This is a genomic window from Pseudomonas sp. 14P_8.1_Bac3, from assembly GCF_025466085.1.
Classification (GTDB): Bacteria; Pseudomonadota; Gammaproteobacteria; order Pseudomonadales; family Pseudomonadaceae; genus Aquipseudomonas.
This window is the reverse complement of record NZ_JANLOD010000076.1, coordinates 1-17,297: the sequence shown is the minus strand read 5'-3', so window position 1 is coordinate 17,297 and position 17,297 is coordinate 1. Positions and strand designations below refer to the sequence as shown.

14 protein-coding genes are annotated in these 17,297 nt (G+C 60.0%); 1 reads left to right on the top strand and 13 read right to left on the bottom strand.

The genetic code is table 11. The annotated features are described in order from the left end of the window. Positions 1-125: 125 nt before the first annotated feature. The 13 genes from NTD84_RS28275 to NTD84_RS28215 form a co-directional block, all read right to left on the bottom strand. Positions 126-1,367, bottom strand: coding sequence for an aspartate aminotransferase family protein (locus NTD84_RS28275; RefSeq protein WP_262172355.1), 1,242 nt, complete (start codon positions 1,365-1,367; stop codon positions 126-128). A gap of 32 nt (positions 1,368-1,399) precedes the next feature. Continuing rightward, positions 1,400-2,311, bottom strand: coding sequence for a LysR family transcriptional regulator (locus tag NTD84_RS28270; protein WP_262172354.1), 912 nt, complete (start codon positions 2,309-2,311; stop codon positions 1,400-1,402). A gap of 42 nt (positions 2,312-2,353) precedes the next feature. After that, positions 2,354-2,890, bottom strand: coding sequence for a 2,4'-dihydroxyacetophenone dioxygenase family protein (locus NTD84_RS28265; protein WP_053121625.1), 537 nt, complete (start codon positions 2,888-2,890; stop codon positions 2,354-2,356). 139 nt (positions 2,891-3,029) lie between these two features. Beyond that, positions 3,030-4,454 carry an amino acid permease gene (locus NTD84_RS28260; protein ID WP_262172353.1) on the bottom strand — a complete coding sequence of 475 codons (1,425 nt, stop codon included), beginning with the start codon at positions 4,452-4,454 and terminating at the stop codon, positions 3,030-3,032. Positions 4,455-4,757: 303 nt separating this feature from the next. Beyond that, complete coding sequence (aceA, locus tag NTD84_RS28255) at positions 4,758-6,083, bottom strand: isocitrate lyase (RefSeq protein WP_053121621.1); 1,326 nt, start codon at positions 6,081-6,083, stop codon at positions 4,758-4,760. A 475-nt stretch (positions 6,084-6,558) separates the two neighbouring features. Further along, the gene (locus NTD84_RS28250; protein ID WP_262172351.1) at positions 6,559-7,320 is read right to left on the bottom strand and encodes a secretin N-terminal domain-containing protein; all 762 of its coding nucleotides are present in this window, start codon (positions 7,318-7,320) and stop codon (positions 6,559-6,561) included. 271 nt (positions 7,321-7,591) lie between these two features. Beyond that, positions 7,592-8,017 carry a GNAT family N-acetyltransferase gene (locus tag NTD84_RS28245; protein WP_017339601.1) on the bottom strand — a complete coding sequence of 142 codons (426 nt, stop codon included), beginning with the start codon at positions 8,015-8,017 and terminating at the stop codon, positions 7,592-7,594. After that, complete coding sequence (locus NTD84_RS28240; RefSeq protein WP_262172350.1) at positions 8,010-9,179, bottom strand: cupin domain-containing protein; 1,170 nt, start codon at positions 9,177-9,179, stop codon at positions 8,010-8,012. Before NTD84_RS28240 ends, NTD84_RS28245 begins: the two co-directional genes overlap by 8 nt. An 86-nt stretch (positions 9,180-9,265) precedes the next feature. Next, on the bottom strand, positions 9,266-10,636 hold the full coding sequence (purB, locus tag NTD84_RS28235; RefSeq protein ID WP_262172349.1) for an adenylosuccinate lyase: 1,371 nt from the start codon (positions 10,634-10,636) through the stop codon (positions 9,266-9,268). 126 nt (positions 10,637-10,762) lie between these two features. Next, positions 10,763-11,386, bottom strand: coding sequence for a high frequency lysogenization protein HflD (gene hflD / locus NTD84_RS28230; protein WP_262172348.1), 624 nt, complete (start codon positions 11,384-11,386; stop codon positions 10,763-10,765). Continuing rightward, complete coding sequence (mnmA, locus tag NTD84_RS28225; protein WP_262172347.1) at positions 11,383-12,516, bottom strand: tRNA 2-thiouridine(34) synthase MnmA; 1,134 nt, start codon at positions 12,514-12,516, stop codon at positions 11,383-11,385. The genes hflD and mnmA overlap by 4 nt, the downstream gene beginning before the upstream one ends. A 59-nt stretch (positions 12,517-12,575) precedes the next feature. Continuing rightward, on the bottom strand, positions 12,576-13,022 hold the full coding sequence (locus NTD84_RS28220) for an NUDIX hydrolase (protein WP_262172346.1): 447 nt from the start codon (positions 13,020-13,022) through the stop codon (positions 12,576-12,578). Positions 13,023-13,216: 194 nt separating this feature from the next. After that, positions 13,217-15,442: an NADP-dependent isocitrate dehydrogenase gene (locus NTD84_RS28215; RefSeq protein ID WP_262172345.1), complete on the bottom strand. Its 2,226-nt coding sequence runs from the start codon at positions 15,440-15,442 to the stop codon at positions 13,217-13,219. A gap of 492 nt (positions 15,443-15,934) precedes the next feature. Here NTD84_RS28215 and icd point away from each other — a divergent pair, with 492 nt between their 5' ends. After that, positions 15,935-17,191, top strand: a complete 1,257-nt coding sequence (gene icd / locus NTD84_RS28210; protein ID WP_262172344.1) for an NADP-dependent isocitrate dehydrogenase — start codon at positions 15,935-15,937, stop codon at positions 17,189-17,191. The last annotated feature ends 106 nt before the right edge of the window (positions 17,192-17,297 follow it).

Sequence of the window (17,297 nt, the reverse complement as noted above, 5' to 3'; positions counted from 1 at the left end):
CTGGCTCTACCGCTCTGGATCAATGTTTTGTCTCGCCGCCGACGCTTTCCGGTGGGAGCGAGCAGCAGTAGATCAATCACCATCAGACCCGACGCCTTGCACGCCGGGCCTGAAATCCAATCCTCTTAGCCAAACCGCCCGGCCAGTTTCGACGCGGCCACCTCAAACGCAGCCTTCATCTCCTCAACCACGCCATCATCGTGTGCGAACGACAGATAAACCCGCCCATATGGCGAAGGCATCACCAGCACTCCAGCTTCGCGCAACGCCAAATGCAGCTCCCTGCTAAATTCAGCATTGCCACATTCCAGCGCGTCGGCATAACTCGTCGGTGCCTTTGCCGAAGGCCAGATCCCAAACACATTCCCGTAACCACTGGTGCTGACCGTCATCCCATGTGCCTGGAACGAGGCTTCCAACGAAATACGCAGCGCCTCACCGCGCGCAATCAAACGCTGATAATCCGCATCATCCAGTTGCGCCAAGGTGCTGATCACCGCTGCACACGCCATCGGGTTGCCGCTGAAGGTGCCGCCACGCAGCACGCGACCCTCCTCAAAACCGGCGAGAATATGCGGCTTGCCGACAATCGCCGACACCGGCACGCCATTACCAATCGCCTTGCCAACACTGGCGATGTCCGGATCCAGCCCCGCCTGCAAACCCGCGAGCCCGGCGAACAAGCGAAAACCCATCAGCACTTCATCGCAGATCACCAGCGCGCCATGCCGATGCGCGACTTCCTGCACATGCAGCAAATACCCCGGCGCCGGCATGATGCAGCCGGCATTGGCGAGCATCGGTTCAAGGATCACTGCCGCGATGTCCGAATCCTCAGCAAACAATCGCTCGACATCGTCAAAGTCATTGAAGCGCAGCAATGTCGTGCGCGGCGTGGCAGGTCGCTGACCGTCAGCGAAATTCGCCTCGCTGGACGACACATTGCCGAAACTGACGTCATCAAACCAACCGTCGAAGCCCGCCGCCATTTTCGCGATGCGCCCGCGTCCGGTGAAGGCGCGGGCAGCTCGGCAGGCCAGGTGCACGGCTTCGCTGCCGGAGTTGGTGAAAATCACTTTGCTCAGCTCGCCGGTGTGCGCCGCGAGCGCCGAGGCCGCAGCGTGTTCACGAACATGCGCCCACGACGGCGCGGCAGAATCGGCCAACGCTGCCGCGACCTGTTCGTTCACGCAGTTATTGGCGTGCCCCAGCAGCACAGCGCCAAAGCCGAGCGCCGTGTCGATGTAGCGACGACCTTGATCGTCATACACGTAGGCGTCCTTGCCATTGCGGATAAACAGGGTTTCGCCATTGAGTTCGGGAAGGATGCGCGCGGCGCTGGAGACATCGCCAATCAGGTTACGCATAGAAGCCTCTGTGCTTATTAATAGGTGAGCGTTCAGCCGCGCTCGGTATTCCATGGGCTTTGCGCGAGTTTCTGTTCAAGAAAGTCGCGGAACACGCGGATCCTGGGGCTGAGGTGCTTGCGATTGGTGTAAATCATGTAAATCGGTTCAAAGCTGTCCGGGCTGTAGCGCTGCAGAAGCGGGATCAAGTGCCCTTCGCGGATGTCGTGGCCGATATGAAACTCGGCCAACCGCACAATGCCCGCGCCGCTAAGTGCCAGATCGCGCAGCAGATCACCTTGGGCGAAGGTCGCTTTGGGAATCACCGGGATGCTGGTGGGGTGGCCATCGATCAGGAAATCCCAGTCGTTCCACACGCTGTTGAAGCCGAAGCTGAAACAGGTGTGATCAAGCAATTGCTGCGGGTGCTCGGGCGTTCCGTGGCGAGTGAGGTAGTCCGGGGAGGCGCAGATGATCCAGCGGCTCTGACCAATTTTGCGAGCGATTCGCGTTGAATCCGGCAGCACGCCGCTGTGAATCGCCAGGTCCAGCCCCTGATCGAACTGATCGGAAAACTGCGCGCCGATCTGGATATCAATCGTCAGCCCGGGGTAGGCCGCCAAGAACTCCGGCAGCCATGGAATGATCTGGTGTTTGGCAAACGTCGACATCGTGTGAATTCGCAGCATGCCGCTGACCCGTGTCGGAAACGCTTCGGCCAGTGAGTCGGCTTCGGCCATCGCATTGATCACCGCACGGGCGCTGACCAGGTAGGCAGCGCCTTCTTCGGTCAGCGACAAACTGCGCGTGCCGCGTTGAAACAGGCGCACCTGCAAGCGATCCTCCAAACGGGAGATCAGTTTGCTGATGGCCGAAGGCGTCAGACCATGGGCGCGAGAGGCCGCAGAAAAGTTACCGTGCTCCGTGGCCCAAAGAAACGCCAGCAGCTGCGAGTAGTTATCCAATACCTGCCTCCCTTGTTGATCAGACGCCTGCCACGGCGTTGATCAGCGAATGAACTGTTCGATGTAATCGTCTGGCAGCCCAAGCTTTTTATAGTGCGCGCGGGCCGTTTCCAGTTTGGTGAAGACGTCTTCGTAACCGACCGCTACACCTTGTGGATCTACGTAGGTGTAGCCGCCCTGCACGTGAAACCAGGTGATCATCTCTTCGACATCTTCCGGCACGAACAGGGTGTGAGTCTCGCCCGGTGGCTCGAAGGCAAACGAACCTTCCTCGGCGACCCAGTCATGCTCCAGATAGTACCAGCGCCCCTTCAACACCATGGCATGTACGCCGCCGGTATGGCGATGACGCGAGAGCACGCCGCTTTTGCGCACCCGCAGCAGGTTGATGTAGTAGCCACCGGAAACGCTGAGCAATACCGGTTTGAACGACACCGAATCGGTCACCGGCACCCATAGTTGATCGTCTTCCAGCCATTGGCCGAGTACGCCGGGGTGCACCATATCGGGCGCCATGTACGGCACTTGTGGCAGTTGATACGGGATGGCCAGTTCGTCAGGTTTAGGCGCAATACTCATTGAGGCATTCCTTGTAAGTTTTGATAATCCCGGCGGGATGTGGGCCGGGATTTGAAGCAGCGTAGGGGGACGTTCAGTCTTGAAAAAGGGGCTCGCCGGCACACTCGCTGTGACGCTTAGTCACAGCGGCGGCCGGTTTTCAGGTCAACACGGGTGGCGTGAGCGGTTCAACCGGCGCCATGGCGCTGCGGCGTGCCGACAGCTCGGGCTGCGACTTCTGCAAATAAGCGCCGATGATCACCAGCACCGTGGTCAGGCCAAGGGTCGAGAGCAGTTCCGCGCGCTGGCCGGGGAAGGCCGCCATGATCGCGAACACGCCGAGGATAAAGCCGATCGTGAGGATCGTCAGATACGGAAACATCCACATCCGCACTTCGAGTTTTTTGCCTTGAGCGACCAGTTTGCGGCGCATGCACAGTTGCGTGACGGCGATTACCAGATACATCAGCAAGGCCAATGCGCCACTGGTGGCCAGCAGAAACTGAAACACTTGCTTGGGCAGCAGGTAGTTGGCGGTCAGCGCCGTCAAAGCCGCGACCGACGTCAGTGCCACCGCCAGCAGCGGCACGCCCTGACGCGTGGTGTGCGACACCGCGTTCGGTGCGTCGCCGCGACGGGCCAGTGAGTACGCCATGCGCGAAGCGGTATAGATCGCCGAGTTCAGGCAACTGGTGACCGCCACCAGCACAACAATGCCCATGATCTGCGGCGCCCACGGAATGTTCATCGCGCTCAGTACCGCCTGATAAGAACCCTGCGCCAGATCCGGGGCGTTCCACGGAATCAGGCACACCACCACAAACATCGAACCGAGGTAGAACAAGCCCAGGCGCCAGACCACGGCACGAATAGCTTTTTTGATGTTGGCTTTCGGGTCCTTGGATTCAGCGGCGGCGATGGTCACCACTTCGCTGCCCTGGAAACTGAACATCGCTGTCAGCAGGCCGGCGACAATCGCCACGTTACCGTTGGGGGCGAAACCGCCGTTGGCGTAGAGATTGGAAATCCCGCTGGTCGAGGAACCCGGCAAAATCCCGAAAATCGCCAGCACACCGAGAATGATGAAGCCCACAATCGACACGACCTTGAACAGCGACAACCAATACTCCAGCGTGCCGAACGAGCCGACGCTGAGGCTGTTGCACAGGATCAGCGAAAAGGTGACGCCGAACGCCGCCACCCAATGGGAAATCCCCAGCCAGTCGCCCAGAATATTGCCAGCGACAATCGCTTCGATGGCAATCACCAACACATAAAACCACCAGTACAACCAGCCGATGGAAAACCCGGCCCAGCGACCGATCGCCTGATCGGCATAGGAAGAAAACGACCCGGTGTCCGGCCGTGCAGTCGCCATTTCGCCGAGCATCTGCATGACCAGCACCACGATGATCGCGGCACAGACATACGACACCAACACCGCAGGGCCAGCGGTAGCGATGGCATTACTCGATCCCACAAACAGACCGGCGCCGATCACGCCGCCGATCGAAATCATCGTGACCTGCCGTGTTTTCAAGCCATTCCCTAGCTCGTTGTTAGCCTTGTCTTTGTTATCACGCATCGGCTTATACCTCGATTGAACGTCTTTATTATTGTCATAGCGCCGAACAAGACGGCGATGGGCCGTACCCTAAGCGTTAAGAGGCGTGGGCATTAGCCCCAAACGGTTCAAACGGGGTGTGAACTGTCGTCACAGATGACGGAGATCTGGCGGGGGAGTGTCAAGGACGCGAATGAACGGGGAAGCTGTAGTCAGGCGGACGGCCGAATCGCAGGCAAAAAAACGCCCCGAACCAGTCGGGGCGTCAGATGGGCGGCGTTGCGGTTAGCTTTTTATCCGGTCCGCAACGGCCGTTTGTTCAGATCAGTGAAACTGTTCTTCTTCAGTCGAACCGGTCAGCGCGGTCACCGAGGACGTGCCACCTTGAATCACGGTGGTCATGTCGTCGAAGTAGCCGGTGCCCACTTCCTGCTGGTGAGCCACGAAGGTGTAACCCTTGGCGGCGTCGGCGAACTCTTGCTCTTGCAGTTTCACGTAGGCCGTCATGTCGTTGCGGGCGTAGTCGTGCGCCAGGTTGAACATGCTGTGCCACATGTTGTGAATGCCGGCCAGGGTGATGAACTGGTGCTTGTAACCCATGGCGGACAGCTCGCGCTGGAACTTGGCGATGGTCGCGTCGTCCAGGTTTTTCTTCCAGTTAAAGGAAGGCGAGCAGTTGTACGACAGCAGTTGGTCCGGGTATTCCTTTTTGATCGCTTCGGCGAAGCGACGAGCCTCGTCCAGATCCGGTTTGGCAGTTTCGCACCAGATCAGGTCGGCGTACGGCGCGTAGGCCAGGCCGCGAGCGATGGCCTGGTCCAGACCTGCGCGCACTTTGTAGAAGCCTTCCTGGGTGCGCTCGCCAGTCACGAACGGCTGGTCGTACGGGTCGCAATCAGAGGTCAGCAGGTCAGCGGCGTTCGCGTCGGTACGGGCCAGAATGATGGTCGGCGTGCCGGCAACGTCAGCTGCCAGACGGGCAGCGGTCAGCTTCTGCACGGCTTCCTGAGTAGGAACCAGTACCTTGCCGCCCATGTGACCGCATTTTTTCACGGAAGCCAGTTGGTCTTCGAAGTGAACGCCGGCGGCGCCTGCTTCGATCATGCTCTTCATCAGCTCGTAGGCGTTCAGTACGCCACCGAAACCGGCTTCAGCGTCAGCCACGATCGGCGCGAAGTAGTCGATGTAGCCTTCGTCGCCCGGGCCTTTGCCGGCTTTCCACTGGATCTGGTCAGCACGACGGAACGAGTTGTTGATGCGCTTGACCACGGTTGGAACCGAATCCACCGGATACAGCGACTGGTCCGGGTACATCGACTCGGCAGAGTTGTTGTCCGCAGCAACCTGCCAGCCCGACAGGTAGATCGCCTGGATACCGGCCTTGACTTGCTGTACAGCCTGGCCGCCGGTCAGGGCGCCCATGCAGTTGACGAAATCTTTCTCGGGACGGAAGGACGGCTTGGCACCCTGGGTGACCAGGTTCCACAGCTTCTCGGCGCCGAGTTTTGCAAAGGTGTGCTCTGGTTGAACCGAGCCACGCAGGCGGACGACGTCAGCAGCGGAGTAAGCGCGTGTCACGCCTTTCCAGCGTGGGTTTTCAGCCCAGTCTTTTTCGAGGGCTGCAATTTGCTGTTCGCGTGTCAGTGCCATGGAGATAAACCTCGTCGCGTCTTTTACGGAAAGTTGTTCTGCGGTGGAAAATTCATGCGCTCGCTGACCAGAAGCTTAGGTGGTCAAGTCGGATTCGGCGGGACTGGCGACGGGATGAACGATGGGCTCGAGGGGAAGTGAGCAGGTAAGGGCGAACTGGCGGGCGGATCCGGGCGTCGTGGGCCTTGATACGAACTTCAGTGTGATGCCGGGTTACCTAAATACGCTTCCGTCCCTCGGGACAACTTCGTTCCAGTCGGCAATCTCGTCAAACACACCTTGTGGGCGGTACAGACACGAAGCGGCTCGCGGGGTAGGTACGAGCATCGCTTCGAAGGCCCTTGCCAGGGCCCCTGATTAGCGGGAGCGAGGCCATCATGCCTTCGCTTTTTTGGCTCGTCAAACGTTTTGTAGTGCTTTTTTTCAAGCACTACATCTTTGGTCTAATACGACTTATCAGTCAGTTTTCGGTGGTTTAGTCCAAAGTGTCGACTTTCACTCGCAGGGTCATGTCGTCGCGGCCCTGTGTCGCGTAGCTGCGGGTCAGGCCCTGTTTGTCGGCCTGAGTCTGGCGGTTGACACCGGCCAGGGTGATCCATTCGCCAAGGCGGCCGGTGACGGTTGTGTCGGTGCTCTGCACGTTCACTACATCGGGACGTTCCTGGCTCATGCGGTCACGGTTGGTACTGATCGACAGGTGAACGATGTCCCCGGTAACGCTGGCGGTGACGTAGAAACCCTGGGTGACATTGCGGTATTCGGTCTGGCTGCGCAGGTCGCCGTAGGAATCGGTCTGCGAGCTTGTCAGCGGCACGCTCTGACCCACCTGGATCAACGCCGGTGCGCCTTCGCTGGCCTGGACTTGCTGGATGCCGCCGTCGCGACTGGCGGTGCTGCGGTTGATGATCCGGGTCTGGCTCGGCTTGGCGCCGTTGACCGAATAACCCTGGTCGCCCTGAAAGTTGTTTTCGTTGGTATCGACGGTGATCAGCAGGCGTTTGGGCTGGATGTCGAGTTGGGCGATCAGGGCTTTAAGTTCGTCGATCTTGCGCGGATCGGCATTGACGATCAGCTGGTTGCCATAGGCGCTGACCTGGCCATCCTTGCCGATGAAATCCTGGGCCATCGGCAGCATATCGGCGCTGGTGTGGTAGTTGAGCGGCACGATCTCGGTGGCGGCGATGACCGAAAAACTGCAGGTCAGCAGCAGCGTGGTGAGCAGGGTGCGTAGGGACATTTCCGTTATCTCCGGCTATGACGTTCCCTGTAGGAGCGAGCTTGTTCCGGGCGGCGTTCCTACAGGGGGGGCGGTGTTCTGTTGATATTGCCAGTTTGTCGGCGTGCTGTGGGGCAAGTTGAATCGTAGACAGCAAAACACCCCGGCATCGGTGGATGGCGGGGCGTTTTCGTGTTGTTCATCACAACGCCATCGCCAGCAGGCTGGCTCCCACACGGTCTTGCACGATCCAGGTGGGAGCCAGCCTGCTGGCGATGACCGCGCTGCGGTCTCAAGCCGAATGACGAACCATATCGACATGCGGAATCCCGGCCTCCAGGAATTCCTCACTGACCAGGCTGAAACCCAGGCGCTCATAGAACGCCGTGGCCTGCACCTGCGCGCTCAGCATCTGCTGCTTCAGCCCGCGCTTCTCGGCTTCGCCGATCACCGCCTGCATCAGCGCATCGCCGACTTTCAAGCCGCGCCAGTCTTTCAGCACCGACACCCGGCCCACATGCCCATCGGGCAACAGGCGCGCGGTGCCAATCGGAAAGTCGCCTTCGAAGGCGAGGAAATGCACCGCTGTCGCATCGTCGGCATCCCATTCCAGTTCAGGCGGAACGGATTGCTCGGCGATGAACACCGTCTCACGAATGCGCCGGATCTCGGCGTTGTCCTTTTGCCAGTCTGCGACACGTACGTGAATTTTATTCATCGGCAAACCCCAGGCTTCCTTGCTTGATCAGTTCACACAGCAGGCCGCGACCGTCTTCGTCGCTGAGCCATTCGCCGAGGTTGTCGACGTGCAGCGCATCGGCGGCGCAGATCATTTTCAGCAGCTCGCGCAGCTTGCCCGGCAGGTAGCGGCTCTGGCCGCTGGCGAACAGCAACAGGTCGTCATCGACTTCCGACCAGGCCAGGCGCGCGCTCGGGTTGCGGATCAGCACAGCGCCTTCTTCGAGGCTGGCGAGCAGGTCGTCTTCTTCGATTTCTTCCGGGCCCACCACCAGTTCCGGGTAGCGTGGCTCGGTCATGAACTGGCCGAACCAGGTCAGCAGCAGCCGCTCGTCGCTCATGTGCTCGGCCAGCAGGCCTTTCAGGCGATCGAGGGCGTCGTGCTGGATCTGATGCGGGTCGACCGCAGGCAGGGCATCGGCGTCGGTATAACGCTCTTCGTCGGTCAGGAACTGGGCGAGGAAGTCGGTGAAGTGGGTCAGCACTTCAGCGGCGCTCGGCGCACGGAAACCCACCGAATAGGTCATGCAGTCATCGACGGCCACGCCGCAGTGGGCCAGGCGCGGCGGCAGGTAGAGCATGTCGCCGGGTTCCAGGACCCACTCATCGGTGGCGTCGAAATCGGTGAGGATACGCAGGTCTGCGTGGGGCAGCAGCGGGCTCTCGGAATTGCACATCTGGCCGATTTTCCAGTTGCGCTTGCCATGACCCTGCAGCAGGAACACGTCGTAGTTATCGAAGTGCGGACCGACGCTGCCACCGGGGGCGGCAAAGCTGATCATCACGTCGTCGACGCGCCAGCTTGGCAGAAAACGGAAGTGCTCCAGCAGCTCGCTGACTTCTGGTACGAACTGGTCGACCGCTTGCACCAGCAGGGTCCACTCGCGTTCCGGCAACTTGCTGAATTCGTCTTCGGCAAACGGGCCGCGGCGCAATTCCCAAGGACGCTCGCCGTGCTCGATCACCAGGCGCGATTCGACTTCTTCTTCCAGCGCCAGGCCGGCCAGTTCATCGGCGTCGATCGGGCTTTCGAAGTCAGGAATCGCCTGGCGGATCAGCAGGGGTTTTTTCTGCCAGTAGTCGCGCAGGAATTCGCGCGCCGTGATGCCGCCCAGAAGTTGAAGAGGAATGTCAGGATTCATGTGTAACCTATTGAAAAAAAGCACTTTTCAGACGGGAATAAAAACGCCCGGCGCTGCCGGGCGTCTCAAACGGGTACAGCGGTCGATCAGATGCGTTTGGCTTGTGCCACGGCGTTGCCGATGTAGTTTGCCGGGGTGAGCAGTTTCAGCTCGGCCTTGGCGGCGGCAGGCATGTCCAGGCCGTCGATGAAAGTTTGCAACGCTTCAGGGCTGATGCCCTTGCCACGGGTCAATTCTTTCAGCTTCTCGTACGGGTTTTCGATGTTGTAGCGACGCATCACGGTCTGGATCGGCTCGGCCAGGACTTCCCAGCAAGCGTCCAGGTCAGCGGCGATTTTCTGCGCGTTGAGTTCGAGTTTGCTGATGCCTTTGAGGCTGGCTTCGTAGGCGATCACGCTGTGGGCGAAGCCGACACCGAGGTTGCGCAGTACGGTGGAGTCGGTCAGGTCACGCTGCCAGCGGGAGATCGGCAGTTTGCTCGCCAGGTGCTGGAACAGGGCGTTGGCGATCCCCAGGTTGCCTTCGGAGTTTTCGAAGTCGATCGGGTTGACCTTGTGCGGCATGGTCGACGAACCGATTTCGCCAGCGATGGTGCGCTGCTTGAAATAACCCAGGGAGATGTAGCCCCAGATGTCGCGGTCGAAGTCGATCAGGATGGTGTTGAAGCGCGCGATCGCGTCGAACAGTTCAGCAATGTAGTCGTGCGGTTCGATCTGCGTGGTGTACGGGTTGAAACCCAGGCCCAGCTCGCCTTCGATGAACGCGCGGGCGTTCTCTTCCCAGTCGATTTCAGGGTAGGCCGACAGGTGAGCGTTGTAGTTGCCGACAGCGCCGTTGATCTTGCCCAGCAGCGGAACGGCAGCGACCTGGGCGATCTGACGCTCCAGACGGTACACCACGTTCGCCAGTTCTTTGCCCAGGGTGGTCGGCGAGGCCGGTTGACCGTGGGTGCGCGACAGCATCGGCACGTCAGCGAAACGGATGGCCAGTTCGCGGATAGCTTCGGCAGTCTGGCGCATCAGCGGCAGCATCACATCATCACGGCCTTCGCGCAGCATCAGGGCGTGGGACAGGTTGTTGATGTCCTCGCTGGTGCAGGCAAAGTGGATGAATTCGCTGACCGCCGCCAGTTCCGGCAGCTTGGCCGCTTGCTCTTTGAGCAGGTATTCGATGGCTTTGACGTCGTGGTTGGTGGTGCGCTCGATCTCTTTGACGCGCTCGGCGTGCTCCAGCGAGAAGTTTTCCGCCAGAGTGTTCAGCACCGCGTTGGCTTCGGCGGAGAACGCCGGCACTTCGCTGATGCCAGGGTGAGCGGCCAGGCGCTGGAGCCAGCGCACTTCAACCAGAACGCGAGCACGGATCAGGCCGTACTCGCTGAAAATTGGGCGCAGGGCCTGGGTTTTGCCGGCGTAGCGGCCGTCAACAGGGGAAACCGCAGTGAGCGAAGAAAGCTGCATGGGGTGTTCTCGGACAGTCGGGCAACGAAATGGGGCGCGTATCATACATGAAAAAATCCGCCGGTCCGTCGCCAACTGACCAGCGTCTTACGCGTTACACGTCAAACAGGGTGTTGCGGGCGCGGTTTAGCTGCTGCGCATCAGCGGGTAAAGCTCTTTGAGCAGCTTGCGACGGCTGATCACCAGCTGCCAGCGATGTCCGCCCAGCTGCCGCCACAGGCGCGCCGAGCGAATACCCGCGAGCAGCAACGCACGTATCTTCGAGGCATTGCTCGGCTGCTGCAGGTTGCGCATGTCGCCGTGGACCTGAATCCGTTGGCGCAAGGTGCTCAAGGTATCCTGGTACAGCGCGCCGCACGCGGCGATGACGTTTTCGTGGGCCGGGCCGAAGTGCTCGACCTGGGACTGGATCTGCGGCAGACGCTTGCCAATCACGTCGAGCATGTCGCCGCGCTTGGCCAGCTGACGCTCCAGCCCCAGCATCGCCAAAGCGTAACGCAGCGGTTCGCGTTGCAGGGTGCTCGGGTCGCGTTCCAGGGCGCCGATCAGCGCGCGATAGCCTTCGCGCAGGTTGATGTCGTCGCCACCGTAGACTTCCAGCGTGTCCTTGGGGTCGCGAATCAGCAGGCTGCCGAGCATGCACGTCAGCCCGGCTTCGTTGGTCTGGCCGGACTTCGCGATCTTGTCCACCAGCACGGCGGCGAGGAACACGCCGCCGAGCGCCGCCAATTGCTCCTGGGTCGGGCTCATTGGGCCTGGCCTTTGCTGGTCCAGGGTTCGGCAATTTCAATCACGCCGCCGCCCAGGCAGATTTCACCGTCGTAGAACACCACGGATTGCCCTGGGGTGACCGCGCGCTGCGGGTCATCGAAGGTTGCGCGGTAGCCGGTGGCGGTTTTTTCCAGTGTGCAGGGCTGGTCGCTCTGGCGATAACGAACCTTGGCGGTCAGCTTGCGCGGCTCGCTCAGGTCGATCGGGTTGACCCAATAGATGTCCGAAGCGAGCAGGGCGCGGGAGAACAGGTAAGGGTGGTCATTGCCTTGGCCGACGATCAGCTCGTTGTGCTCCAGGTCCTTGATCAACACGTACCATGGCTCGTCGCCAGCGTCTTTCAGGCCGCCGATGCCCAGGCCCTGGCGCTGGCCGATGGTGTGATACATCAGGCCATGGTGGCGGCCGATGACTTCACCTTCGGTGGTCTTGATTTCGCCCGGCTGGGCCGGCAGGTATTGCTTGAGGAAGTCACTGAAACGGCGTTCGCCGATGAAGCAGATGCCGGTGGAGTCCTTTTTCTTCGCGGTCGCCAGGTCGTGTTTTTCGGCAATCGCGCGCACTTGCGGTTTTTCCAGCTCGCCCACCGGGAACAGGGTCTTGGCGATCTGTTCGCCGCCGACGGCGTGCAGGAAGTAGCTCTGGTCCTTGTTCGGGTCCAGGCCCTTGAGCAGTTCGGTGCGCCCGTCGATGTCACGGCGGCGCACGTAGTGGCCGGTGGCAATCAGGTCGGCACCCAGCATCAAGGCGTAGTCGAGGAACGCCTTGAACTTGATCTCGCGGTTACACAGGATGTCCGGGTTCGGCGTGCGACCGGCCTTGTATTCGGCCAGGAAGTGCTCGAACACGTTGTCCCAGTACTCGGCGGCGAAGTTGGCGGTGTGCAGCTTGATGCCAATTTTGTCGCACACGGCCTGGGCGTCCGCCAGGTCGTCCATGGCGGTGCAGTATTCCGTTCCATCGTCTTCTTCCCAGTTCTTCATGAACAGGCCTTCCACCTCATAACCCTGCTCGATCAGCAGGAGAGCGGAAACGGAAGAGTCCACGCCGCCGGACATGCCGACAATGACGCGCTTCTTTTGTGTGTCGGAAGGGGCTGGATCACGCATAGGGATTCAATGAGTGTCTTGAAAAAGGACGCGATTCTAGCAGGCCGCAGCCCACAAGGCTAAAGAGAAGGGCGGATCAGTTCGAGACCGAAGCGTTTGCCGTCCAGATAATCATCGATGCAGCGGATGATCAGTTCACTGCGCCAATGGTCGCGCTGATGGAGTAATTCGTCCCGCGTCAGCCACTTGGCGCCGACGATGCCTTCGTCCAGCTGATAGTCGGGATGGTGCCGGAGTGGTTTGGCGGTGAAGCAGACCCGCTGGTAGGTCACGCCGTTGCTCGGCGCCGTGTAGAGATAGATGCCCACCACGCCGGTGGCTTCCACGTCCCAGCCGGTTTCCTCAAGGGTTTCGCGCACGGCTGCTTCGATCAGGGTTTCGTTCGGGTCAAGGTGCCCGGCGGGCTGGTTGAGTACCGTTCGTCCGCCCTTGAGCTCTTCGACCATCAGGAAGCGGCCGTTGTCTTCGACGATGGTGGCGACGGTGATGTGGGGTAGCCAGTCCATGAACCTTCCTCAAATCTCAATAGTTGAAACACTATTACTGTAGGAGCTGGCCTGCCAGCGATAGCGGTGGGTCAGTCACCATCATTGGTGGATGATAAGCCACCATCGCTGGCAAGCCAGCTCCCACAGGGTTTGTGGTGTCCGAAAACAGAAACCCCGGCACTCGGCCGGGGCTTCTTTGCATCCTTACAACCTTAAACCAGCGCGGCGATCGCGGCGTTGAAAGTGTTGCTCGGGCGCATGGCCTTGCTGATCAGCTCGGCATTGGCGTGGTAGTAACCGCCGATGTCCACTGGCTTGCCCTGAACGGCATTGAGCTCGGCAACGATGGTTGCTTCGTTCTCGGTCAGGGTTTTGGCCAGTTCGCCGAACTGCGCTTGCAGTGCTGCGTCTTCAGTCTGGGCGGCCAGGGCCTGGGCCCAGTACAGCGCCAGGTAGAAGTGGCTGCCGCGGTTGTCGATGTTGCCGACTTTGCGCGATGGCGACTTGTTGTTGTCCAGGAACTGACCGGTGGCCTGATCCAGGGTCTTGGCCAATACCAGCGCCTTGGGGTTGTTGTACGTCACGCCCAAGTGCTCAAGGGATGCGGCCAGGGCCAGGAACTCGCCCAGGGAATCCCAGCGCAGGAAGTTTTCTTCCAGCAGCTGTTGAACGTGCTTCGGTGCCGAACCGCCGGCGCCGGTTTCGAACAGGCCGCCGCCATTCATCAGCGGAACGATCGACAGCATCTTGGCGCTGGTGCCCAGCTCCATGATCGGGAACAGGTCGGTCAGGTAGTCGCGCAGTACGTTGCCGGTCACCGAGATGGTGTCCTTGCCCTCGCGGGTGCGCTGCAGGGTGTACTTCATCGCTTCGACTGGCGCCATGATCTGGATGTCCAGACCGGCAGTGTCGTGATCCTTCAGGTATGCCTGAACCTTCTCGATCACCACGCCGTCGTGGGCGCGCATCGGGTCCAGCCAGAAGATGGCCGGGGTGCTGCTGGCGCGAGCACGGTTGACCGCCAGTTTGACCCAGTCCTGGATCGGCGCGTCTTTGGTCTGGCACATGCGGAAGATGTCGCCGGCTTCAACCGACTGCTCCAGCAACGTGCGGCCTGCGCTGTCGGAAACCCGAACCACGCCATTGCTCTTGATCTGGAACGTCTTGTCGTGCGAACCGTACTCTTCGGCTTTTTTCGCCATCAGGCCAACGTTTGGCACGCTGCCCATGGTGGTCGGATCGAAGGCGCCATTTGCCTTGCAGTCTTCGATCACTGCCTGGTAGATAGTCGCGTAGCAGCGATCCGGGATCACCGCCTTGGTGTCGTGCAGTTGGCCGTCAGTGCCCCACATCTTGCCGGAGTCACGGATCATGGCTGGCATCGAGGCGTCGACGATGACGTCGCTCGGCACATGCAGGTTGGTGATGCCTTTGTCGGAGTTGACCATGGCCAACGACGGACGAACGGCGTACACCGCCTGGATGTCCGCTTCGATCTGCGCTTGCTGCTCGGCCGGCAGGGCCTTGATGCGAGCGTACAGGTCGCCGATGCCGTTGTTCAGGTTGAAGCCGATCTGCGCCAGCACGTCAGCGTGCTTGGCCAGTGCGTCTTTATAGAACTCGGCAACGATCTGGCCGAACATGATCGGGTCGGAGACCTTCATCATGGTGGCTTTCAAGTGGACTGACAGCAGCACGCCCTGGGCTTTGGCGTCTTCGATCTCGGCAGCGATGAAGCTGCGCAGCGCGTTCTTGCTCATGACCGCGCAATCGAGGATCTCACCGGCTTGCACGGTGGTCTTTTCTTTCAGGACGGTGGTGGTGCCGTCTTGGGCGATCAGTTCGATTTTGACGGCGTCAGCGGCGTCGATCAGGGCAGCTTTTTCGCTGCCGTAGAAATCGCCGGTGCTCATGTGCGCGACGTGGGACTTGGAGTCCTTGGCCCAGGCGCCCATTTTGTGCGGGTGCTTGCGCGCGTAGTTCTTGACCGACAGCGGTGCGCGACGATCAGAGTTGCCTTCGCGCAGAACCGGGTTCACGGCGCTGCCCTTGATCTTGTCGTAACGCGCCTTGGCTTCTTTGTCGGCGTCGCTGGTCACGGTTTCCGGGTAGTCCGGCAGTGCAAAGCCCTGGGCTTGCAGCTCTTTGATCGCGGCCTGCAGCTGCGGAACCGAAGCACTGATGTTCGGCAGCTTGATGATGTTGGCTTCAGGCGTAACAGCCAGGTCGCCCAGTTCGGCGAGGTGGTCGGCTACGGCTTTGTCACCCAATTGCTCGGGGAAGCTGGCCAGGATGCGCCCTGCAAGAGAGATATCGCGGGTTTCCACGGCGATATCAGCCGAGGCGGTGAACGCCTCTACGATAGGCAACAGTGAATAGGTGGCGAGGGCTGGGGCTTCGTCGGTGAAGGTATAGATGATCTTCGAGCGGGTGGGCATATTCGGATTAACTCTCTCTTCTTTGCTAAAGCGTGCGCAGAAACTCGAGGGGCGCCGGGTAAGCGCGTTCGTTCAAAGTCATCCATGAGCCGAATGTCGAGATTTGTGCGCGGTGATGTTGGGTGCATCAGTCGAGCGTCAAGCGGGTGGGCTGCGATAACAGCCCTGCTTTTCGGGTCCTGAGCCTCGTCATGGAGAGGTCGGCCGGCGTGACTCTGTGGTCAGCGGCGGCATTATACATAGGTAGCTGGCAATCTGCCGATGGTTCATACGCAACGATTCTCGTCCATTGGTCTAAAGGTCGCAGGGGAGCGTGCGGCGTAGAGTCGTCGGCCGTGCTTGAGTTTGGCGCTTTTCCCTTTGCTTTCAGGCTTGTAGAACACCAACGGCGTAGCTTTGCCGCAGATGGGCAGAACATAGGGTTTGCGCGCCGATTTAACTGGGGTACGCTCGAACGAAGCCAGATGTTCAATCCAAACAATGGAGTTCAGCATGGGATACAAGAAGATTCAGGTTCCAGCCGTCGGCGACAAAATCACCGTCAACGCGGACCATTCTCTCAATGTTCCTAACAACCCGATCATTCCCTTCATCGAAGGCGATGGTATTGGCGTTGATATCAGCCCGGTCATGATCAAGGTTGTCGATGCTGCTGTTAAGAAGGCTTACGGCGGCGAGCGCAAAATTTCCTGGATGGAAGTCTACGCCGGGGAGAAAGCGACTCAGGTTTACGATCAGGACACCTGGCTGCCTCAGGAAACCCTGGACGCAGTCAAGGATTACGTGGTTTCCATCAAGGGCCCTCTGACCACCCCGGTCGGCGGCGGCATCCGTTCCCTCAACGTGGCCCTGCGCCAACAACTCGACCTGTATGTGTGCCTGCGCCCGGTGCGCTGGTTCGAAGGCGTGCCAAGCCCGGTCAAGAAGCCCGGTGACGTCGACATGACGATCTTCCGTGAGAACTCGGAAGACATCTACGCCGGTATCGAGTGGAAGGCCGGTTCGCCAGAGGCGACCAAGGTCATCAAGTTCCTTAAAGAAGAAATGGGTGTCACCAAGATCCGTTTCGACCAGAACTGCGGTATCGGCGTCAAGCCGGTATCCCTGGAAGGCACCAAGCGTCTGGCGCGCAAAGCCCTGCAATATGTGGTCGACAACGATCGCGACTCGCTGACCATCGTGCACAAAGGCAACATCATGAAGTTCACCGAAGGTGCCTTCAAGGAATGGGCCTACGAAGTGGCGGCTGAAGAGTTCGGTGCGACCCTGCTCGACGGCGGTCCGTGGATGCAGTTCAAGAACCCGAAAACCGGCAAAAACGTCATCGTCAAGGATGCCATCGCCGACGCCATGCTCCAGCAGATCCTGCTGCGCCCGGCCGAATACGATGTGATCGCGACCCTGAACCTGAACGGCGACTACCTTTCCGACGCCCTCGCGGCCGAAGTAGGCGGTATCGGTATCGCGCCGGGTGCCAACCTGTCCGACACCGTGGCCATGTTCGAAGCGACCCACGGCACCGCGCCGAAGTATGCCGGCAAGGACCAGGTCAACCCGGGCTCGCTGATCCTGTCCGCCGAGATGATGTTGCGTCACATGGGCTGGACCGAAGCGGCCGATCTGATCATCAAGGGCACCAACGGCGCGATCTCCGCGAAGACCGTGACCTATGACTTCGAACGTCTGATGGACGGCGCTAAGCTGCTGTCTTCTTCGGCCTTTGGTGATGCGCTGATTTCGCACATGTAAGCGAATCGGCACAAAAAAACCGCCCTCGGGCGGTTTTTTTTCGACTGGTGTCTCGTCCTGAATAAGGTTTACACCTTCTGGCTTCTTATCAGGAAGGTGCAATGGA